Here is a 20,517-nt window from a genome sequence, read left to right on the forward strand (position 1 = left end):
CGCGTCGTCAGTCGGCGAAGGGATCGCGGACCAGGATCGTGTCCTCGCGTTCCGGGCTGGTCGAAACCAGCGCGACCGGGCACTGAATCAATTCTTCGATGCGGCGGATATATTTGATCGCCTGCGCCGGAAGATCGGCCCAGCTGCGCGCGCCGGCAGTCGATTCATGCCAGCCTTCGATCGTTTCATAGATCGGTTCGACCTGTGCCTGATCGGCGGCGTGCGCGGGCAGGTGATCGATTTCCGCGCCCCGCAGCCTGTACCCGGTGCAGACCTTCACTTCGTCGAACCCGTCGAGCACGTCGATCTTGGTCAGCGCGATGCCGGTGACGCCCGATACCGCGACCGACTGGCGCACCAGCGCCGCGTCGAACCAGCCGCAGCGGCGCTTGCGCCCGGTAACCGTGCCGAATTCATGGCCGCGTTCGCCCAGCCGCTCGCCGGTTGCATTGTCCAGCTCGGTCGGGAAGGGGCCGGAGCCGACGCGCGTCGTATAGGCTTTGGCGATACCGAGGACGAAGCCGACCGCGCTAGGGCCAAGACCCGAACCGCCCGCTGCCGTACCGGCGATCGTGTTCGACGACGTCACGAACGGATAGGTGCCGTGGTCGATGTCGAGCAACACGCCCTGCGCGCCTTCGAACAGGATGCGGCGTCCGCGCGAACGCGCATCGTTGAGCATCTTCCACACCGGCTGGGCAAAGGGCAGCACGAAGGACGCGATTTCGGCGAGGTCCGCGACCAGCGCCGCGCGGTCGATCGGCGGTTCGCCAAATCCCGCACGCAGCGCGTCGTGATGCGCGGTCAGGCGGTCGAGTTGCGGATCGAGCGTGTCGAGATGCGCCAGATCGCAGACGCGAATCGCGCGGCGACCGACCTTGTCTTCATAGGCCGGGCCGATGCCGCGCCGGGTCGTCCCGATCTTGCCCGCGCCGCTCGCATCCTCGCGCAGGCCATCGAGATCGCGATGGAACGGCAGGATCAGCGCGCAATTGTCGGCGATCATCAGCGTGTCGGGCGTGATTTCGACGCCCTGTCCGCGCAGCTTTTCGATTTCGGCCTTCAGCGCCCAGGGGTCGAGCACCACGCCGTTGCCGATCACGCTGGGCGTGCCGCGCACGATGCCCGAGGGGAGCAGCGACAGCTTGTACACTTTCTCGCCCACCACCAGCGTGTGGCCGGCATTATGCCCGCCCTGAAAGCGCACGACGACATCGGCGCGCTCGGCAAGCCAGTCGACGATCTTGCCCTTGCCTTCATCGCCCCATTGGGCACCGATCACTGCTACATTTGCCATGGTTGCGCGTCTCCCCCTGCCGGGACGGGCACCGGCCGCCCTTCGACAGGACTCGGCAACCGGGCGTGGACGGGTGGGGCGACGGAGCGGCCCCGCTTGCGGTCGCGGCGAATGACGTTCCGCACGCCTCGCGTCAAGGGCTTTCCTGTGTTGCTTTCGCTCGACACGCGCGTTGCGTGCCCTATGTCAGTCGAGAGAGGAGAAGGTCACAAATGAAACTAGCTAGCCTGAAGCATGGCCGCGACGGAAAGCTCGTCGTCGTTTCCAACGATCTCGCCTGGTATGCCGATGCGAGCGCGATCGCCCCGACATTGCAGGCGGCGATGGACGATTGGGACCGGGTGGAGGTCGATCTGCGCAACCTTGCCACCGATCTCGATCACGAAGCCATTCCGCGCGAACGGTTTCACGAACATGATGCGGCGGCGCCGTTGCCGCGTGCCTATCAATGGGCGGACGGCTCGGCCTATGTGAACCATGTCGCGCTGGTGCGTCAGGCGCGCAATGCGGAAATGCCCGAAAGCTTCTGGCACGATCCGCTGATGTATCAGGGCGGGTCGGACGGGTTCCTGGGCCCGCGCGACGATATCCCGTTGAAGGACGAAAGCTGGGGCTGCGATCTTGAGGCCGAAGTGGTGGTCGTGACCGGCGACGTGCCGATGGGCGTCAGTCGCGAGGATGCACTGGCATCGGTGCGGCTGGTGGGGCTGACCAACGATGTGTCGCTACGCAACCTGATCCCCGGCGAACTGGCCAAGGGGTTCGGCTTTTTCCAGTCCAAACCGGCCAGCGCCTTTTCCCCGGTATTCGTGACGCCCGACATGCTCGGCGACTGGTGGCGCGACGGCAAGCTGCACCGCAAGCTGCATGTCGATCTCAACGGCCAGCCCTTTGGCCGTGCCGATGCGGGCGAGGACATGACCTTCGATTTCGGTACGCTGATCGCGCATGCCGCCAAAAGCCGCAATCTGGGTGCCGGCACGATCATCGGATCGGGCACGGTTTCCAATCGCGACGCCGATGGCGGGCCGGGCAAGCCGATCGAGCAGGGCGGCGTCGGCTATAGCTGTCTGGCGGAACTGCGCACGGTCGAGACCATTCTGGATGGCAAGCCGACAACGAACTTCCTAAAGGCCGGCGATATCGTGCGCATCTGGGCCGAGGATGATCGTCATCACACGATCTTCGGGACGATCGAGCAGAAAGTCGTCGCTGCCTGAACGGCGCGGCGTTCAGCGTCGGGGGAAGGCGGCTTCGGCGATGCCGTCCGCGGTGCTCAGGATCGACCTGCGTGCCATTGGATAGACAAGCCGCAGCGCCTTCACCAGCCAGAGCAGGCCAAGAATGACGGCGATCGGCGTCAGCGCGAGGATGAGGAGCGTCAGCACCGTCAGTCCGAATGCGCGCCGCAGCCACACCAGAGTCGTCGGCATCGCCTGCCGCGGGTGATTCGCCACGATGATGCCATGCCGATTGCCGTGCATGTCTGCCCTCCGGAACATAGAAGAACATGCGCGGCTTTAAGCCATGGTGAACGGAGTATTCGGGGCTTCTCCCAAGGGGGAGGATGGCGGCCCCGGCGGTACGTTCGCAGGGCGCGATATGATGGCGATGGCCGTCGCCGCGCTACGGCCCCTTTCGCGCGCGCTTGAAATTTTATAACAAGGCACTGAACGCGGTCCGGGACGTTTGCTACCCATAAGGCCGCGACAGGATTTAGGAGAGAGATGCCGGTGGACGCCAAGCGCGCCAATCTTCCGCCGCTCAGCCTGCACGTGCCGGAACCGCAGTTCCGGCCGGGGGATGAGGTCGATTTTTCGGACGTGGCGGTGCCGCCTGCGGGCGAACAGCCGCGTCCCGATACCGCCGCCGATCCGGGGACGTTTCACGAACTGGCGTACACGCTGGTCCGCGTCCTCGACGAAGACGGCAATGCGGTCGGCCCGTGGAATCCGCGACTCGACGCCGACACGTTGCGCACGATGCTGCGCAATATGGCGCTGGTGCGGGCGTTCGACGAGCGCATGTTCCGCGCCCAGCGTCAGGGCAAGACCAGCTTCTATATGAAGTGCACCGGCGAAGAGGCGGTTTCGGTCGCCGCGACATCGGCGCTGGCCGCCGACGACATGTGCTTCCCCAGCTATCGCCAGCAGGGCATTTTGATCACGCGCGGTTATCCGCTGATCGAGATGATGAACCAGATCTATTCGAACAAGGGCGACAAGCTGCAGGGCAAGCAGCTGCCGATCATGTATTCGGCGCGCGATCACGGGTTCTTCTCGATCTCGGGCAATTTGACCACGCAATTCCCGCAGGCGGTCGGCTGGGCGATGGCGAGCGCGGCAAAGGGCGATACGCGGATTTCGGCAACCTGGTGCGGCGAAGGGTCGACGGCGGAGGGTGACTTCCACTCGGCGCTGACCTTTGCCACCGTCTACAAGGCGCCGGTGATCCTGAACGTCGTCAACAACCAATGGGCGATTTCCAGCTTTTCGGGCTTTGCCGGCGCCGAGGCGACGACCTTTGCCGCGCGGGCGATCGGCTATGGCATTGCCGGGCTGCGCGTCGACGGCAATGATCCGCTTGCGGTCTATGCCGCGACACAATGGGCGGCCGAGCGCGCACGGACCAATCAGGGCCCGACGCTGATCGAGCATTTCACCTATCGCGCCGAAGGCCATTCGACCTCCGACGATCCCAGCGCCTATCGCAGCGCGCAGGAATGGTCGTCCTGGCCGCTCGGCGATCCGATCAAACGGTTGAAGGACCATCTGATCGGGCTGGGCGAATGGGACGAGGATCGTCAGGCGGCGCAGGATCAGGAACTCGCCGAAATGGTGCGCAAGACTCAGAAGGACGCCGAAAAGAACGGCATCCTCGGCCATGGCATGCACCAGAAATTCGAAACGATGTTCGAGGGTGTTTACGAGGAAATGCCCTGGCATCTGAAGGAACAGATGCAGCAGATGCTCGATGAAGACGATGCTGCCGGTCATCCGGGGCCGAAACGATGAGCGATCCAGTGACTGATCCCAACGCCGCGAGCGAAGACCGCATCGCGCCGGTGCCCGAACGCGAAGGCGATACGGTGCGGATGAACATGATCCAGGCGATCAACAGCGCCATGGACGTGATGATGGACCGCGACCCGGCCGTGGTCGTGATGGGCGAGGATGTCGGCTATTTCGGCGGCGTGTTTCGCGCCACTGCGGGCCTGCAGGAAAAATATGGCAAAACCCGCGTGTTCGACACGCCGATCACCGAATGCGGGATCATCGGCGTGGCGATCGGCATGGGCGCCTATGGCCTGCGCCCCGTGCCCGAAATCCAGTTCGCCGATTATATCTATCCCGCGCTCGACCAGCTGGTCAGCGAGGCGGCGCGGCTGCGCTATCGCTCGGCGGGCGAATTCATCGCGCCGCTGACGGTGCGCTCGCCGTTCGGCGGCGGCATTTTCGGCGGCCAGACGCACAGCCAGTCGCCCGAGGGGATTTTCACGCATGTCTCGGGCCTGAAAACCGTCATTCCGGCGACGCCCTATGATGCCAAGGGGCTGTTGATTTCGTGTATCGAAGACAATGATCCGGTGATCTTCTTCGAACCCAAGCGCATCTATAACGGGCCGTTCAGTGGCCATTATGATGCGCCTGCGCGCAACTGGTCGAACCATCCGGGCGGCGAAGTGCCGACCGGCTATTATCGCATCCCGCTGGGCAAGGCGGCGGTCACGCGGCAGGGTGCGGCGGTCACCATCCTGACCTATGGCACGATGGTGCATGTCGTTGCGCAGACCGTCGAGGAAACCGGCATCGACGCCGAAATCATCGACCTGCGCACGCTGATGCCGCTCGACATCGATACGATCCTGGAGAGCGTGAAGAAGACCGGGCGTTGCATGATCGTGCACGAAGCGACGCGGACCCAGGGCTTCGGCGCCGAATTGTCGGCAGTGGTGCAGGAACGTTGTTTCTATCACCTTGAAGCGCCGATCGAACGCGTCACCGGTTTTGACACACCCTATCCGCATAGCCTCGAATGGGCCTATTTCCCGGGCCCCGTTCGCATTCGGCTGGCGCTTGAAAAAATCCTGAAGGACTGAGGATGGCCCGCTTTACGTTTCGCTTGCCGGATATCGGCGAAGGGATTTCCGAGGCGGAAATCGTCGCATGGCATGTCGCCGTCGGCGATCGCGTCGAAGAGGACGGCCAGCTGGCCGATATGATGACGGACAAGGCGACGGTCGAAATGGAATCGCCGGTCGCCGGCACCGTGGTCGAACTGGCCGGCGAAGTGGGCGATCAGATTCCGATCGGATCGACGCTGGTGGTCATCGAAACCGATGCCGAGGATGTTCCGGTCGACGAGGATGTCGAGGAAGAGGTTTCGGCGGAAACGCCCGGTACCGAGACGAAGAGCCCGGCGGAATCGGCCGAGGTCGGGGACGCCGAAGTCGGCGGAATCGATGATTCCGGGGATGCAAAACCCTCCGTTCGCCCTGAGCCTGTCGAAGGGCGCCGCGCCGCGAGTGCTTCGCCTGCGGAAGACGGGGCTTCGACAGGCTCAGCCCCAACGGTTGCAGATCACCCTGTTCTCGCCTCCCCGGCAGTGCGCGCGCGCGCCAAGGATCTCGGCATCGATCTGTCGCGGGTAAAGCCGTCGGAAGAAGGCCGCATTCGCCACGCCGATCTCGACTCGTTCCTGCGCTATGGCTCGGGCGAGGGATATCAGGCGCCGCATGCCAGCCGCGCGCGCGACGATCAGCCGGTCAAGGTGATCGGCATGCGCCGCCGCATCGCCGAGAATATGGCGGCGGCCAAGCGCAACATCCCGCACTTCACCTATGTCGACGAAATCGACGTCACGGCGCTGGAGGAAATGCGCAGCGACCTGAACGCCAATCGCGGCGATCGGCCCAAGCTTACCATGTTGCCGTTCCTGATCGTCGCGATTTGCCGGACAATTCCCGACTTTCCGATGATCAACTCGCGCTATGACGATGAAGGCGGCGTGGTGACGCGCCATGGCCGCGTCCATCTGGGCATGGCGACTCAGACCGATGCCGGGCTGACCGTGCCGGTGATCCGCGATGCGCAGGACAGAAATGTCTGGCAGCTGGCGACCGAGATTGCCCGGCTGGCCGAAGCTGCGCGCACCGGCAAGATCAGGTCCGAAGAGCTGCAGGGCGGCACGCTGACCGTGACGTCGCTCGGCCCGCTGGGCGGGATCGCGACGACGCCGGTGATCAACCGTCCCGAAGTCGCGATTATCGGCCCGAACAAGATCGTCGAGCGCCCGGTATTTCAGGGCGACGACATCGTCCGGGCCAAGCTGATGAACCTGTCGATCAGCTGCGACCACCGGGTGGTCGATGGCTGGGATGCAGCAAGCTATGTCCAGGCGCTGAAGAAGCTGCTCGAAACGCCGGTCCTGCTGTTCGCCGATTAAGGGGCCTTCGCCTGTCGAAAGGGCCGCCGCTCCGATCCGGGAGCGGCGGCCCTTTTCATGTCGCGATCTTGCGGGTTACCGGCTCAGTACGTCGCGGACCATTTCGCGGCCTTCGGTAAAGCGCGTCGTGGCCTTGCGATCGAGCGCAGCGATATCGCTGGCCGCCGCCTTGCGCTGTGCGTCGATCTCGCGGAATCGCGCCCAGTCGGCGGCATTGGTGAACCCGAAACGCGCGTCGTCGTTGCGCCAGCTCTTCTTCGCCAGCAATTCGCACAGCGCCTGCGTGCCGTCGAGAACCGCGTTCTGGCTGGTAATCGCCGGGTCGGGTTCGCCCGGTTCGCTGGTGGGCGCGATCATCAGGATGATGCCGTCCTTGACCTTGTCGGGCAAATTGGAGGCACGGACGGTCTGCGCCAGTTCGGCAGTGCGCTTGGCCTGACGATCCGCGTTTCCTGCGACCTTTTCCTTGAGCGTGCCGATCTCTCCGCAATGTTCCAGAACCTGCGGCGCCTGTTGGAGCAGATAGGGGCTGCTGAGCGTGCCCAGCTGCATCGCACCGACGGCATTTTCATAATCGCGCCGGTCCGCCGTCGCTTCGTTGAACGCCGTCACATAGCGTTTCGAAATCGGGCCGCGTGTATCCGCCCCGCGCGGCAATACCGGCTTGCCGTCGGGGCCGAGCTCCATCTCGGCAAAGGTGCTGGCATCGCGCGTGCTGCCGGCGTTGAGAAGGCGGCTGACGCCGAACCCCGCCAGCGCGCCAGCGGCGAGCAGGACGATCAGCGATCCGAATATCCATACCGGCCCGGCATTGCGCATCGCCACGGCCGCGCCGATCACCCAGCACAGCGCGCCCAGCGCAGCCCCGATCCCCAGCAGGACGGTCAGCGAAACCGGCGGCAGGAGATAGGGCGCGACAAGCGTAAAGCCGACCAGCACCGCAAGCCCCGCCAGCAATGCGAGCAGCGCAGGCGGTACCGGCGTGCCGACTTCTTCGGCACCATCATATTCTTCGGTCATGCTTCCCCCGGATCGCAATCAACTTTCCCCGTCGCATGGCTAACGTGCGTTACTGCGTAAAGACAATTGTTTTTCGAGGGATCGCGTCGGGCGTGTCAGGTCTTGCGGCGAAGCCGCTGGAACCGCGCCACGCCGCGCCGGACGAGCGCGCGCGGCGCGAAACGGACGACAAGCGGCGCCAGCCGGTTGGCGGCGCCGGGAATACAGATCGCCTTGTCGCGATCCCAGGCGCGCAACCCCGCCGCCACGACATCCGCCGCGCTTCCCGCCGCCGCCTGAAATGCCTTGCTGTCGGACAGGCCCGATACCGTTGCGAATTCGGTTCGGGTGGCGCCGGGGCATAGCGCGACGATGCGCACTCCCTTGCCGCGCACCTCCTCGCGCAATGCTTCGGTCAGGCTGAGGACGAACGCCTTGCTGGCATAATAGGCGGCCATCCACGGTCCGGGCACGAACCCCGCGACCGATGCGACATTGATGATGCCGCCACCGCGCATCTGCACCATGCCGGGGAGCAATGCGCGGCACAGTTCGGCAACGGCGCGGCAATTGAGGTCGATCATCTGACGGATCGCATCGGGGGACTGGTCGATAAAGGCACCGTGCAGGCCGAAACCGGCATTGTTGATCAGCAATTCGACCGAAAGCCGGTGCCGCCCGATATCGGCGATCAGCGTGGCGACGCCATCGGGTGCTGACAGGTCGCGGGGCAGTACCGTCACCGCGACTCCATGCGCGTCGCGCAGGCGCGTTGCCAGCGCCTCCAGCCGTTCGCCCCGCCGCGCGGTAAGGATCAGGTCATGCCCGCGCGCGGCAAGCGCTTCGGCGAAACAGATGCCCAGGCCCGCCGATGCCCCGGTGACCAATGCCGTGCCGCGCCGTTCCCCGCTGCGCATTGCCTTTTCCGCCATGGAGAGATGCTAGACGCAGGATGCAGGCGCTTCAACGGTCTGGCGCGACGAGCCGATATCCCTGTCCTTTTTCGGTGCGCAGCATCGCCGTTGCGAAATCCCGGTCCAGTTTGGCGCGCAGTCGCGAGATATGGACTTCGATCACATTCGTGCCGGGATCGAAGTTCAGTCCCCAGATCGCGCGGTGCAATTCGTTGCGACCGACGCATGCGCCGGGGCGCTGCGCGAGATAGAGGAGCAGCGCGAATTCGCGTGGCAGCAGCGCCAGCGACCGCCCCTCCCGCGTGGCGCGCCGGTGGAGCGTGTCGATCCGCAACGCGCCCAGCTTGATCGGCTGTGCGCCCTGGCTGCGCAGCCGCGCGGCCACCCGCGCTGCGATTTCGCCCGGGCAGGCGGGCAGCGCCAGCGCATCGTCTGCGCCGCCGTCGATGGCCTGCACGATATGCCGGCTGCTTCCCCCCGAAAGCAGCAGCATCAACGGCCCGCCCCAGCCATGGCCGCGGATGCGCGCGACGCATTCGCGCGGATCGCCTTCGCCCACGTCCCATCCCAGGATCGCCGCGCGTGCCGGCGCCGCGTCGAGATGGCGGTGCAATGCCCCGTCGCGCACCGTGACCAGTCGTAACCCGCGTGCGGCGATCGCCTCGGCAAGGCCGATGACGTCACAGGCAAGGGACAAGATCGCAGTCACCGGAAGAGACTAGCGATCGGTTGCCGCCATGATGGTGCCAATCATCTCCGTTTCGGATTCGGTTGCGCTCCGGACCAGCAGCGCGTCGATCCGCAGCCGCGCGCTCCCGGCGACAAAGGCGTCGGCGGCCATGGCGGCGGTTTCCAGTATCGCGAGCGCCGCCTGCCGGTCGGGCGCTGCCGATGCCAGCGCGGTCCATGCCGTCGCGCGCATTCGTCGGCTGGGGTGATGGCGCGCGAAATGCTCGGCCAGATCCTGTCCGTTGCCGAAATGCACTGCGAGGCTCAGCAAGGCTTCGGACGCGGCGCAGCTGAGACCGGCTTCGATCACGCCCCGCGCAATGTCGAAACGATATTGATCGATCCATGGCTGGGCGGGATCGATGCCGAGGATGTTGAGAGATACCGAAAACCGATCCGCCGGAATCTGGACATGTACATCGCGGCCGCTGCGATAGAGCATCAGCTTTTCTGGGGACAGGCGCGCGCGTTCGACAAAGCGTAGACCCGCTGCTTCCCCGGGCACCCCGGTCACCGCCGCATGGTCATATTCATAATAGTCGCTCCAGTAACCCGGCCCGAAATAGCCATAGGTCAGGAACGAGAAATTATGATCGTGCGGCATGTCATAGAAAAACGCAGCAGTGCCGCTTGTCCGCACCACCGGATCGTCGCGTGCCGGCCAGAAATTGGCGCGGATCAGATAGCGCCCGTCGGGAGGGTGCAGCAGGAAAACCTGGGGGCCATATCCGGCGGTCCGGCTTTGTCCGGCGCAGCGGTCCTTCAGTTCCGCAATTGCAAGATCGGCAAGGAAATCGGCGTTGCGCCCCAGCCGCGCGAGCAGCGGCCCGAGCGACGCGAAACTATCCTCGTCGCGGACATCGAACGGGCTGGCGTCGAGCGCCTCGACCAGCTGGTCGAGCGAGAGCGGGCCGCCTGTGCCCGCATCGATCAGGCGCGGCATGGCGTGGCGCCTGCCGTTTCGGGAGGGCGGATTCGAGCCACGGTCTGCAGCGCCGCCCGGCGCACATCGGGATGCGGATCGTCGCGCGCCATTTCGCGCAGGCGCGGCAAGGCGGCGTGGGCGTCGACGCGCAGCCACGCATGCATCGCCGACCAGCGGGTGTGGAACGCCGGGTCGCGCGTCGCTGCTGGCGATGGTAGATAGATGACCGTCGGCAATGCGATATTCGCGTATCAGCGGATCGGCATCGGTCCGCACCGTAAAGCCCAGCGTGACCACATCGGATTGCGCGCCGGCGAGCAACTGTCCTTCGACGCGTCCGTCGATCCGCACCACGGCGCCGTCGCACGGCGCCAGTTCCGGCTGGATCAGCGCCGGCGCGGCGTTGTTTGCGGAAAATTGGGTGGTCAGGGGATCGGTGCGCCAGCGACGGATCCGGACCCCGCCCGAGCGAATATAGCGCGTAACGCCGATCCGGCCGGGAACCACGACGGTCGGGGTGGGGGGCAGCGCCGCCAGAGCCGCAGCATCGACGACCGATCCGGTCAGCGTCGCGACGGGCGAGTCAAACAGGATCGCGCTGATGCGCAGCCTGTCGCGGCTGACCCGGAACGGGGGATCGAAAAACGGGTCGCCCGCCAATCCCGCAACAAGCGGACCGAGCAGCGCATCGACCCAGGGACGGTCGGAAAGCAGTGCCTCCGCCGCATCCGCCACTGCATCATGTCCCTGCGGTGCCGCTGCCGTCAGCGCGGCCGCGATCGCGCGATAGCCATCGGATTCATACCATTTCTGCGCGATCGCCCGGGACGGCGCCCCGGACGCGACTATCGCGGCGCGCATCCTTCTGGAAACGCTGCCCGGCATGCGTCAGTGGATGCCGAAAGTCACATTCGCGATGGCGACGATGATTTCGAATATATCGTCCGGGCCGATTTCATCGGCGCGCAGGCTGCCGCGCATTGCCACCGGCGTGGCGAGTTCGGCAATATCCGCCGGGTCCAGCTTCCATTCCGCCATATCGGCCTCCCTTGGGAATGTCGTCCTTTCGGACGCTAGGCCGGTTCGACGGGGCTGCTTAGTTAAATCCCTGTAATCTTGCGGTTTGCCGGCGGGATTTGCGCACCGGGATGCGCCGCGCTACGGCCAGGCAATGTCGGGTGGTTCGAAAACGGAAATCATGACCTTCGATCTGCAGGCGCTGGTCGCGCGCATGGAGGGACATGGCCGTCTGCTCGGCCTGCAATATCGCGCGCATGGCGACGATTGGGCGGAACTCGCGATTCCGTACGACCCGCGCCAGATCGGCCAGGTCGACAGCGGCGTGCTGGCGTCGGGACCGATACTGACGATAATGGATGTGGCGACCAGCGCGGCGGTGTGGCTGAAACGCGGTGCGTTCCTGCCGCATGCGACGCTCGACATGCGGGTTGACTATCTGCGGCCCGCGACGCCGGGGAAAACCGTAATCGGGCGCGGCGAATGCTATCGCCTGACTCGCAGTATCGGCTTTGTGCGGGGCCAGGCGCATGACGGCGATCCGGACGATCCGATTGCGCATGTCGCGGGAACATTCATGACGACGGCGGATATTTCGTGATCGATATTCCCTATGCACGGCTGCTCGGTCTCGACATCGAGCATGGCGAAGGCGCGCCGGTGCTGGTGATGCCGTTCGATACGGGCAAGCTGGGCAGGCCCGGTTTCCTGCATGGCGGCGCGATCGGCGGATTGCTGGAGATGGCGGCGGTCGCGGCCTTGCTCCAGCAGCTCGACGACGCGAGTGCGCAGTGGAAGCCGATCAACGTCACCGTCGATTATATGCGCGGCGGCCGCGAATTGCCGACGCGTGCGCGCGGGCGCGTCACTCGGCTGGGTAGCCGGATCGCCAATGTCGAAGCGATTGCGTGGCAGGAATCGCCGGAAAAGCCGATCGCCGCGGCGCGGATGAACATCATGATCAAACGGAAATAGGGCTCCGGGGGTTCGGCCGCGCCATCCCTGATGGCGGCGCGGCCGGTGCCCCTTGGCACCAGTCCCGAAAGGGGTAGGACCAACCGAAGAAACGCGTGGTGCGTCGATTGGTTCGATGGTCGCGGCGACAAAATTGGCCTTTGCCCTGGCGGCGCTGTTGCGCCGGTCAGCGGACCGTAAACAGCACCTGATCGACCACATTTCCTCCCAGATCGATCAGCCGCAGCCGGTGTCGGCCCGGCGGCGCGAGGATCAGGGGCCTGGCATCGGCTGCGCCCAGGTCGCGGCGGTCGAGTTCGAGCCGGTGGCCGGTCACTTCGCCCGACACCGATATTGCCAGCCGCTGCCGGTCGAGGGGAATATCGGGATCGAGTGCATAGACGCTGCCCGACACCGGATTGACGATGCGCGGGCGGCGCGATTCGGCGGGCGCGATGGCGACGGTGTCGAAACCGGTCCCGGTCAGGAAATATTCGGTGCGCGCCTGTTCGATATGGTCGGGAAAGGAGACATGGCGCGATTCGACGCCGCTCGGCCGTTCGGGCCGATGCCCCGGATGCCCGTCATGAATGGCCAGCATCACGTCGCGCCATACCGGTGCCGCGCCGCTGGTGCCCGATACGGCGCGCATCGGATCGCCTTCCAGATTTCCGACCCATACGCCGACCGTGTAGCGATCGGAAAAGCCGATGCACCAATTGTCGCGCATCGCCTTTGACGTGCCGGTCTTCGCCGCTGCCCAAAAGGGTAGCCGCAGTGCTGAATCGAGCCCGAACGTAACCGCCCGCGCATTGGGATCGGACAGCATGTCGCCGACGATCCAGGCCGCCTGCGGGCTCGTGATCCGGCGCAATGCAGCTTTTGGATCGGTTTCGGTCAGCCGTAACCGGCTCCAGCGCCCGCCGAGCGCCAGACTGCGGAACGCGGCGACCTGTTCCATCAGCGTGACTTCGGCGGATCCCAGCGCAAGCGAGAAGCCGTAATATTGCCCGTCCTCGGTCAGCCCGCGATAGCCGGTATCCCATAGCCGGTCGCGAAACGCATCGACGCCGGTCAGCAGCAGGGTGCGGACGGCGGGCACGTTCAGCGACCCGGCCAGCGCCGACCGCGCCGTCACCGGCCCCTTGAACGCACGGTCGTAATTTTGCGGCACATAGAGGCCCGAGGCCGTGTCGAGCTGCACCGGCGAATCATCGAGGATCGACGCGGCGGTGAGATAGCCCTTCTCGATCGCCATCGCATAGAGGAACGGCTTGAGCGTCGACCCTGCCTGGCGATAGCTGGACGCGCCATCGACGGCAGGCGCCGTCGAAGCGCCGCCGACCCCGCCGACATAGGCGAGCACGTCGCCGGTTCGATTGTCGACGACGATCACCGCACCGTCGCGCGCGCGGGTGCCGCCCAGCCCCTGAAGCTGGCGTTTGAGCGCCGTGATCGCAATTTCCTGAAATTGCTTGTCGAGTGTCGTCGTCACGCGCTGGCCGGGTTCGCGCAGCAGTTTGTTGGCAAGATGCGGGGCAAGGCCGGGATCGAGCTGCAGGCTGCGCGCCGGACCGATCATCGATGCCGCCGCGCCGGCGAAACGCGAGCAATCGCTTTCACCCGACAGCGCACAGGCGCGTGCGGCAATCGCCGGGGCGTCGGCCCCCGGATCGGGCAGCAGCGCGGCGAGCAACAGCGCATCGTCGCGGCTCAGCGTCGCCGGGGTCTTGCCGAACAGGCCGAGCGCGGCGGCGCCGATTCCCTGCGCCTCGCCGCGAAACCCGGCAAGGTTCAGATAGGCTTCGAGGATCTGGTCCTTGGTCCAGCTGCCGTCGAGTGCCATCCCTGCGCGCATCTGGCGCAGCTTGTCGCGGATGCCTCGCGATCCCGGCGCGGCGAGGTCGGGCGCGAGATAGGCCGCGACCTGCATCGAAATGGTGCTTGCGCCGCGTGCGCGTTTGCCCTCCCACCGGTCGCGAACGGCACCCGCAACCGCGATCCAGTCCACGCCGCCATGCGATTCGAACCGCTTGTCCTCGGCATGCATCAGCACGTCGCGCGCCGCCGGAGAGATTTTGTCGAGCGGCGTCCAGGCGAGCCGGCGCGCCTGAAAATTGATGCGCGAACTGTCGAGCAATTCGCCGTTGCGATCATAGAGCCAGCTTTCCGATGGCGCCCAATGGTCGCGCACCGCGGCATAGCCGGGCAGGGCGGGCGGCAACGTCGACCAATAGGCAGTGGCAAAGCCGGCAATCAGGATCAGCGCGACCGTCAGCGTCACGCGCGGCGGAGTGGCGATTCCGCGCCATCCGCGCGCGCGCCATTCGTCGCGGCGCGCATCGACAAATGCCCAGGCGCGCGCTTCGCTGCGCAAAGCGAGCACGACCGTTCGTCGGCGCAACCGCCGCAGCCTTCGCCGCAGGGCGGCGACATGCTGACGGCGGGCATCGGTCATCGTTGGGCGACGGTGACCGTCTGGTTGGGCAGCGCGGCGAAGATTTCCGGCGAGTACATCGCTTCCACCCGGCTGGGTGGCAGATGGAATTCCCCGGCATTGTTCAGCCGCATCACATAGGAAACGGTGAAGCTGCCGCGCGGGACCCAGCGGAAATAGGCGCGCCATGCGTCCTGACCGCGTTCGACATAGCTGGGCTGTACGCCCGAGCCATTGTCCGCCTGTGCGCGGAGCAATTGCGACTGGCCGCCAAGCCCGCCGAGCACCTGAGCGCCCGCGGGTACCGGGTCGCTGATCACCACCCAGTTGCGTTCGGCGGTCGCTTCGACCGTGATCGTCACCTTGACGACATCGCCGCGTCCCAGATGCGCGGGGTCGGCGGCCTGAACGACGCTGGTTTCGCGCGTCATCTTGTACCCGGCGCTCACGCTCTGTGTCAGCGGCACCGCAGCCTTGACCTGCACCATCGCCCAGGGACCCGAGCCGCCCGACTGGCGCATCTGCAACGGCGTGCTCGATGCCGGAAGCGGGAAGCTGAAGCTGCGCTGTGCCTGTGGCAGCGGCCAGTTGAGCGTGGTGGAACGTGTACCGAACTGAGCGATGGTGCTGCCCGCGACGGCGCTGGGCGGATAGGCGGCGTCGAACTTGCGCGCAGCCACCGTGCCCCAGGCATTGGCCGGGGTCGTGTCCCAATGGCCGCGCTGCTGACGCATCGAAACGCCGACCATCATCTTGGCCATTTCATCCTGCCAGCCGGGGCGTCCGATCGTCGCGATCAGTGCCTTGATCGCGGCTTCGTCGTCCGACGCCATCAGCCACCAGGGCATCTTGCCCTTGTCCGATAGGTCGATCCGCGTGCCTTCATAGACGAGGCGCTTGCGCAGTTCGGCTTCGCCCGCAGCACGCAGCTGTGCGCCGTTGGCAAGGCCGGGGACCTTGCCCAGCGCGACGAGATAATCGCCGAGCGAGGAAGTCGGCATGTCCGCCGGGGTGATGCCCAGCTGGCCGAGCATCGCCGCCGTGGCTTCGCCATTGCGTGCCAGCGCCGCAAAGGCGGCAAGCCGCTGAAGCCGGACATCGCCATAATCCTCGTGCCGCAACCGCCCGTCGAGCACGGCCTGCATCGCGGCGATCATCTTCGCCTTCGAATCCGCCGGGATCGGCAGCCCCGCTTCGGCAGTGATCGACAGGACATAGGCCGTTAGCGCTTCGGAGCCCTGCAGGCTTTCGAATGCGAAATAGCGCAACAGCCCGTCATCATCGAGGAAGGCGGGGATTTCGCCGGCCAGACGATTCCACGCGGCGGTGTCACCGGTGGCGATCGCCCGCGAAAGCCGCTGTTCGAAGCAATTATAGGGATAGCGCGTCATGTAATCGCGCACGCCCTGCAATGGCGGGCTGAGCGTGTCGGTCAGGCGGATGTCGACGCTGCCGCGGCCCGGCAGCGCACCGGCGGGCGGTGCGATCGGGAAATCGGCGGTATCGCCGACACGGGTCAGGCTCGCCGCCCAGGTTTCGACCGGAACGGCCCATGCGACTTGCTGAGTCACCGAAATCTGGTCGGTTGCCTTGCCGTCGGCAGAATGGGCACGCACGGTCCAGCGCAACGCACCATCGGCTTCGGGCGCCACCAGGTTCCACGACACCGGCACCGCGCCGCCGGCGGGCACATCAACGGTCAGCGACCGGCCGGTCGCGATCCTGGGGCTCAGTTCGACATCGGCGGTCACGCGCATCGGCTTGTCCGATCCGTTGCGCAGCGTGAACATCGCGCCGAATTTGTCGCCGGTGCGGACCATTGGCGGAATGCCGGCATAGATGCTCAGATCCTGCTGGGTGCGCACGCTTGCCTGACCGGTGCCGAACAATTGCGCGCCATCGGTCGCCACTGCGATCAGCTTGAACGCGCTCAGCGCATCGGAAAGCGGCACCTGCACGCGGGCATGGCCATTGGCGTCCAGATCGACATGGCCGCGCCACAACAGCACCGGTTCGAAATTGGTGCGGTTGAGCCCGGAAAGGTCGCCCGTGCCGCCGCCGCCGCCCGCAGCGACAGCCTTGCGACCATAATGACGCTTGCCGACGACCTGCATCTGCGCGGTCGATGTCAGCACCGACAGCGGACGCTCGCCCATCATCGCATCGAGTATGTTCCAGCTGTCATTGGGCGCGAGCTGCAGCAGCGCTTCATCGACTGCGACGAACGCCAGATCGGCCGAACCGGCGGGCTTGCCGTCCGGTGTCTTCACCGTGACATCGACGCTTGCCTGGCCACGCGGCGCATAGGTTTCGCTGTTCGCCTTTACCGACACGTCGAGCCGGTGCGATTGCCACCCGACTTTCACGCGGGCGATGCCCAGTCGATAGGCGGGTTTGGCAAGATCGACGGTAGCGGTCGGCTTTGCCGCGTCGCGGCGGAAGAAGGGCAGGTTCCAGTCGCGCGCGAGGTTCGACGACCATAGCGACCAGCCATCGACGCGTCCGCGTACCGCCAGCACCGAGACATAGACGTCCGGGGCATAATCGCCCGGCATCGGCACTTCGATCACCGGGTCCTTGCCCGACAGGCCGACGACGAAGCTCGACAACACGCCTTCGCGTTCCACCGTCACCAGCGCGGTCGCTTCGCGGAAGGGCATGCGCACCTGAAAGCGCGCGGTTTCGCCGGCGGCATATTCGGTCTTTTCGGGCAGCACGTCCATGCGGTCGCCATTGTCGCCGCCGAACCACCATTCATCCTCGCCCGCCAGCCACACCGACTGGGTGGCGCGCGCGACATGGCCGTTTGCGTCCTTGGTCGATGCCACGGCATAGACTTCGCCCGAAATGCCCGGATCGAGCGCGCATTCGGCAAAGCCCAGATCGTTCGTCGTCGCCGAGCAGGTTTCGCCCAGCTTCGTCGTCTTCATCTGGTTGTCATAGGCATAGAAGCCGCCGATCAGCCGCCGTCGCGCGGTAAGGATTTCGCGGCTGTAGAGATCGACCTTGATCCGCTGATTGGCGATCGGCTTGCCATCGGTATCGACCGCAACGAATTTCAGCCGCAGATCGTCCTGCTGCATGATCCAGCCATCGGTTCTGATGCCCAGCCGGACGGCCGAGCCATAGATCGGAATCCGGCGCGACGCGGTCAGCACTTCGCCATTGGCGTCGGGATAATCCATCTCGACCACCATCTGCGTATCGCCGTCGATCGTCGCGGGCACGTCGACCGAAGTCCGCGCAGTGCCGTCACGCCCCAGCGTGACCGGGATCGTCTGGGTCGGCGGCAGATCGGGTGTCACATCCTCGCCGTCGCCGTCCATCGGGCGCACGCCCTCGGTCATTTCGCGACCGCCGAAATGATAGCCGTCATAGCCCGAAGGCGCGCTGAGGCCGTCGAAATAGCCGACGCGCACTTCGACCGGCAGATTGGGCGCGGCGCCGCCAGACAGATAACCGACGTACAGATCGACCGGCAGCGAACGTGGCTGCACGGCGGCTTCATCGGGACCGCTGACCGTGGCGCGCATGGTCGGCAGGCGGAATTCATCGACCCGGATCGATTGGTCGGTCCAGATCGTGTCGTCGCCATTTTCGACGATCAGGTCATATTCGCCCATCGGCGCGCCCTGGGGCACGTTCCAGGTGGTTTCCCCGGTGCCGTTGGCATCGATGGTGAGCGGCAGTTCGAACTTGGTGTCCGATCCGCGATGCGAAAGGCGCAGCGTGCCGGTAAAGGCCTTGCCGCCCGCAAAGCCCGCCGCGACCGGCTGGCGCACGATATGTTTCATGTGCACCGTTTCGCCCTGCCGCGCGAGCGAGCGGTCGAAGATGGTGTGAAAAATCTCGCTCTGCGGCTGCCAGCCATAGGGCAGGTCGAAATCATAGGGGCGGATGCCGTCGCCCCAGCTGGTCAGCGAAAAGCTGAAATCGCCGTCCTTGCGCGCCGTGACGATCAGCGGATGGCTGTCCGAATATTCTTCGCAATTGCCCCAGGTTTCCGGCTCGGGCAGGCCCGGCGGCACGGCAAGGCGGCCCGATGCGTCGGTCGTCCCGCGCGCAAGCAACTGGCCGGTGCAGCTGTCCGAAATCTGGACCTGCGCCGATCCGACACCGCGCCCGCCGTCGAGCGATGTCACCCAGACGAGTGACTGGTCGCGGCCCCATTTGAAATGGACCGTCATATTGGTGACGAGCGCGGCGGCAGCGACATAGCGCGGCGTGTCGCGCCCGAGCAGCGCCTGCCCCAATCGGGGGCTCGCCAGCTCGACGACATAGAAGCCGGGGTCCTTGAGCGGGATGCCGACGACTTCGAATTCCTTGCCGCCGCCGGGCAGAGCGATGTCGAACGGACTGCCCGCATCGCCGGTCAGGATCGGCTTTTCACCGGTGTGGTTGATACGGATCTGCTTGTCGCCACGCTCGACGGTTTCGACATTGTAGTCGTCGGCGCTCTGCACCGTGCGCAGCCAGCGCGCGACTTCGGCATCCGATCCGTCGACGCGCAGCCTTTGCCCGGCGACCGAGCCCATCTGCCCGCGCAGCTTGGGTTCGACATTGCGCACCGTAACCGGCAGCACGCCGCCTTCGTTCAGCTCCAGAATGCCGAAATCGGCAGCGAATTTGACCAAAGGCGGTTGTTCGTCGAACCGCACTTCGAGCGGGAAGCGCTCGGCATTGCCCAGCGTGCGGCCGCTCTCGTCGCGGATCCCGGCGGGCATCACCAATGTGGCGGTCGTGTCGGCAGGCAGCGGGCCGGCGAAGCTGATGCTGGTCAGTGTCTGATGACGCTGATCCTCGTCGCTCAGCTTGGGGGCGATTTCCGTGCCGTCCGCAGTGCGCAGGCGGACGCCCGCGGCAAGCTCACGCGGCACCGGCGCGGTAAAGACGACACTGGCGTCCTGAACCGGATTGCACCCCGCCTGCGGATTGACGCGCGAACATTGCCAGCGCGCGGTAAAGGGTTCGCGCACGGTGAAATCGAACCGCTGATCGGTTCCGGCGGTGCGGCCCGACGGGCTCTTGATATCCTTGCCCCATACCAGCGAGACGTCGCGACCGGGCGGCAGCGGGCGGCGGCATTTGAGCGCGGTCACGGCCTGCATCGCCTGGGCGCGATCGGCTTCGTTCTCGGGCAATGCCTCGGGCAGGCCGGCATCGTTGAGGAAGCTGCGCACTTCCCAGCGATCGGTGCCGAGTTCGGAAATCAGCCGCGCGGGCACGCTCTTGTCGAGGACATCGACCGGAATCCGCTCGCCGATCCCTTCGACGGCGCAATAGGCATTGGCGCCGACCGACTTCGCGTCGGCGGGCAGGTTGGACGCGACGAGGAACACCTGATCCTCTTCGATCTGGCCGCCCCAGCGGCTCGGCAGCACCGCGCGTGCGATCGGCCCGCCGCTGTCCACCGTAAATTTGGTCTGCCCCTCGAGGGCATAGCCCGACAGGCTTTTCAGCCCGTCCTTGATCGTGAAGGTACAGGTGACGCCGCCGGGAAGGGGGTTGGCGAATTCATGGACGAAGGTGCGCTGATCGACCCAGCGCCCCTGTCCCTCGACCGGGCAGCTGATGTCGAAGGGGCCGGCCGCGCGCGGATCGCCAAGGGGAACCATCGGCTCGTTGAACCGCACGGTGAAGCGTTCGATCGCCCCGTCGCCGATGCCGGGTGTTGCCACCACCACTTCGGGCGCGCTGTCGCCAAAGGCGGCCACTGCGCCGAACGGCGCCAGAAAAAGCGCCAAAACGGCGGCGCGGGTTGCGAGCTTCATGGAAAACCCCTCCCGAAAGGTCGCGCGAA

The 20,517-nt window shown here is 65.7% G+C and carries 15 protein-coding genes; 6 read left to right on the top strand and 9 right to left on the bottom strand.

Going from position 1 to position 20,517, the window contains the following annotated elements; translation table 11 throughout:
* Positions 1-7: 7 nt before the first annotated feature.
* Positions 8-1,297 (bottom strand): adenylosuccinate synthase, encoded by a 1,290-nt coding sequence (locus tag DKB74_RS11555; RefSeq protein ID WP_109808336.1) that lies wholly within the window; start codon positions 1,295-1,297, stop codon positions 8-10.
* A 212-nt stretch (positions 1,298-1,509) separates the two neighbouring features.
* Between DKB74_RS11555 and DKB74_RS11560 the strand changes: the two genes are divergently transcribed.
* Positions 1,510-2,517 (top strand): fumarylacetoacetate hydrolase family protein, encoded by a 1,008-nt coding sequence (locus DKB74_RS11560; protein ID WP_109808337.1) that lies wholly within the window; start codon positions 1,510-1,512, stop codon positions 2,515-2,517.
* A 12-nt stretch (positions 2,518-2,529) separates the two neighbouring features.
* Here DKB74_RS11560 and DKB74_RS11565 read toward each other — a convergent pair whose 3' ends face one another.
* Positions 2,530-2,781, bottom strand: a complete 252-nt coding sequence (locus tag DKB74_RS11565; RefSeq protein WP_109808338.1) for a hypothetical protein — start codon at positions 2,779-2,781, stop codon at positions 2,530-2,532.
* Between the two features lie 243 nt (positions 2,782-3,024).
* On the opposite strand from DKB74_RS11565, the gene DKB74_RS11570 reads away from it, so the two are divergent.
* The 3 genes from DKB74_RS11570 to DKB74_RS11580 all read left to right on the top strand — a co-directional run bounded on the left by DKB74_RS11570 (position 3,025) and on the right by DKB74_RS11580 (position 6,742).
* On the top strand, positions 3,025-4,311 hold the full coding sequence (locus DKB74_RS11570; RefSeq protein WP_109808339.1) for a 3-methyl-2-oxobutanoate dehydrogenase (2-methylpropanoyl-transferring) subunit alpha: 1,287 nt from the start codon (positions 3,025-3,027) through the stop codon (positions 4,309-4,311).
* Between the two features lie 80 nt (positions 4,312-4,391).
* Complete coding sequence (locus tag DKB74_RS11575) at positions 4,392-5,396, top strand: alpha-ketoacid dehydrogenase subunit beta (protein WP_109808785.1); 1,005 nt, start codon at positions 4,392-4,394, stop codon at positions 5,394-5,396.
* 2 nt (positions 5,397-5,398) lie between these two features.
* Positions 5,399-6,742 carry a dihydrolipoamide acetyltransferase family protein gene (locus DKB74_RS11580; RefSeq protein WP_109808340.1) on the top strand — a complete coding sequence of 448 codons (1,344 nt, stop codon included), beginning with the start codon at positions 5,399-5,401 and terminating at the stop codon, positions 6,740-6,742.
* Between the two features lie 75 nt (positions 6,743-6,817).
* Here DKB74_RS11580 and DKB74_RS18705 read toward each other — a convergent pair whose 3' ends face one another.
* The 5 genes from DKB74_RS18705 to DKB74_RS19160 all read right to left on the bottom strand — a co-directional run bounded on the left by DKB74_RS18705 (position 6,818) and on the right by DKB74_RS19160 (position 11,347).
* Positions 6,818-7,762, bottom strand: coding sequence for a hypothetical protein (locus DKB74_RS18705; RefSeq protein ID WP_109808341.1), 945 nt, complete (start codon positions 7,760-7,762; stop codon positions 6,818-6,820).
* A 95-nt stretch (positions 7,763-7,857) separates the two neighbouring features.
* Positions 7,858-8,673, bottom strand: a complete 816-nt coding sequence (locus DKB74_RS11590; RefSeq protein ID WP_239987487.1) for an SDR family NAD(P)-dependent oxidoreductase — start codon at positions 8,671-8,673, stop codon at positions 7,858-7,860.
* 31 nt (positions 8,674-8,704) lie between these two features.
* Positions 8,705-9,364 carry a response regulator transcription factor gene (locus DKB74_RS11595; RefSeq protein ID WP_109808342.1) on the bottom strand — a complete coding sequence of 220 codons (660 nt, stop codon included), beginning with the start codon at positions 9,362-9,364 and terminating at the stop codon, positions 8,705-8,707.
* 9 nt (positions 9,365-9,373) lie between these two features.
* Positions 9,374-11,170 carry a hypothetical protein gene (locus DKB74_RS19155; protein WP_239987488.1) on the bottom strand — a complete coding sequence of 599 codons (1,797 nt, stop codon included), beginning with the start codon at positions 11,168-11,170 and terminating at the stop codon, positions 9,374-9,376.
* 27 nt (positions 11,171-11,197) lie between these two features.
* Positions 11,198-11,347: a hypothetical protein gene (locus DKB74_RS19160; RefSeq protein ID WP_239987489.1), complete on the bottom strand. Its 150-nt coding sequence runs from the start codon at positions 11,345-11,347 to the stop codon at positions 11,198-11,200.
* Between the two features lie 160 nt (positions 11,348-11,507).
* Here DKB74_RS19160 and DKB74_RS11615 point away from each other — a divergent pair, with 160 nt between their 5' ends.
* A complete protein-coding gene (locus DKB74_RS11615; RefSeq protein ID WP_109808787.1) occupies positions 11,508-11,927 on the top strand; it encodes a PaaI family thioesterase in 420 nt (139 codons plus the stop codon).
* The gene (locus DKB74_RS11620) at positions 11,924-12,301 is read left to right on the top strand and encodes a PaaI family thioesterase (protein WP_420822413.1); all 378 of its coding nucleotides are present in this window, start codon (positions 11,924-11,926) and stop codon (positions 12,299-12,301) included. Before DKB74_RS11615 ends, DKB74_RS11620 begins: the two co-directional genes overlap by 4 nt.
* A 166-nt stretch (positions 12,302-12,467) precedes the next feature.
* Here the strand turns inward: DKB74_RS11620 and pbpC are convergent, their stop codons facing one another.
* Positions 12,468-14,564: a penicillin-binding protein 1C gene (pbpC, locus tag DKB74_RS11625; RefSeq protein WP_239987524.1), complete on the bottom strand. Its 2,097-nt coding sequence runs from the start codon at positions 14,562-14,564 to the stop codon at positions 12,468-12,470.
* A gap of 170 nt (positions 14,565-14,734) precedes the next feature.
* The gene (locus DKB74_RS11630; protein WP_109808346.1) at positions 14,735-20,488 is read right to left on the bottom strand and encodes an Ig-like domain-containing alpha-2-macroglobulin family protein; all 5,754 of its coding nucleotides are present in this window, start codon (positions 20,486-20,488) and stop codon (positions 14,735-14,737) included.
* Between the last annotated feature and the right edge of the window lie 29 nt (positions 20,489-20,517).

The sequence above is a fragment of the Stakelama portus genome (assembly GCF_003171655.1).
Classification (GTDB): Bacteria; Pseudomonadota; Alphaproteobacteria; order Sphingomonadales; family Sphingomonadaceae; genus Sphingomonas; species Sphingomonas portus.

Bases quoted from the DNA above. Each gene is read 5' to 3' on its own strand.
- DKB74_RS11570 (WP_109808339.1), top strand. From the start codon at position 3,025: ATGCCGGTGGACGCCAAGCGCGCCAATCTTCCGCCGCTCAGCCTGCAC.
- DKB74_RS11560 (WP_109808337.1), top strand. From the start codon at position 1,510: ATGAAACTAGCTAGCCTGAAGCATGGCCGCGACGGAAAGCTCGTCGTC.
- DKB74_RS11630 (WP_109808346.1), bottom strand. From the start codon at position 20,488: ATGAAGCTCGCAACCCGCGCCGCCGTTTTGGCGCTTTTTCTGGCGCCG.
- DKB74_RS19160 (WP_239987489.1), bottom strand. From the start codon at position 11,347: ATGGCGGAATGGAAGCTGGACCCGGCGGATATTGCCGAACTCGCCACG.
- DKB74_RS11555 (WP_109808336.1), bottom strand. From the start codon at position 1,297: ATGGCAAATGTAGCAGTGATCGGTGCCCAATGGGGCGATGAAGGCAAG.
- DKB74_RS11580 (WP_109808340.1), top strand. From the start codon at position 5,399: ATGGCCCGCTTTACGTTTCGCTTGCCGGATATCGGCGAAGGGATTTCC.
- DKB74_RS18705 (WP_109808341.1), bottom strand. From the start codon at position 7,762: ATGACCGAAGAATATGATGGTGCCGAAGAAGTCGGCACGCCGGTACCG.
- DKB74_RS11590 (WP_239987487.1), bottom strand. From the start codon at position 8,673: ATGGCGGAAAAGGCAATGCGCAGCGGGGAACGGCGCGGCACGGCATTG.
- DKB74_RS19155 (WP_239987488.1), bottom strand. From the start codon at position 11,170: ATGCGCGCCGCGATAGTCGCGTCCGGGGCGCCGTCCCGGGCGATCGCG.
- DKB74_RS11565 (WP_109808338.1), bottom strand. From the start codon at position 2,781: ATGCACGGCAATCGGCATGGCATCATCGTGGCGAATCACCCGCGGCAG.
- DKB74_RS11615 (WP_109808787.1), top strand. From the start codon at position 11,508: ATGACCTTCGATCTGCAGGCGCTGGTCGCGCGCATGGAGGGACATGGC.
- DKB74_RS11575 (WP_109808785.1), top strand. From the start codon at position 4,392: ATGAACATGATCCAGGCGATCAACAGCGCCATGGACGTGATGATGGAC.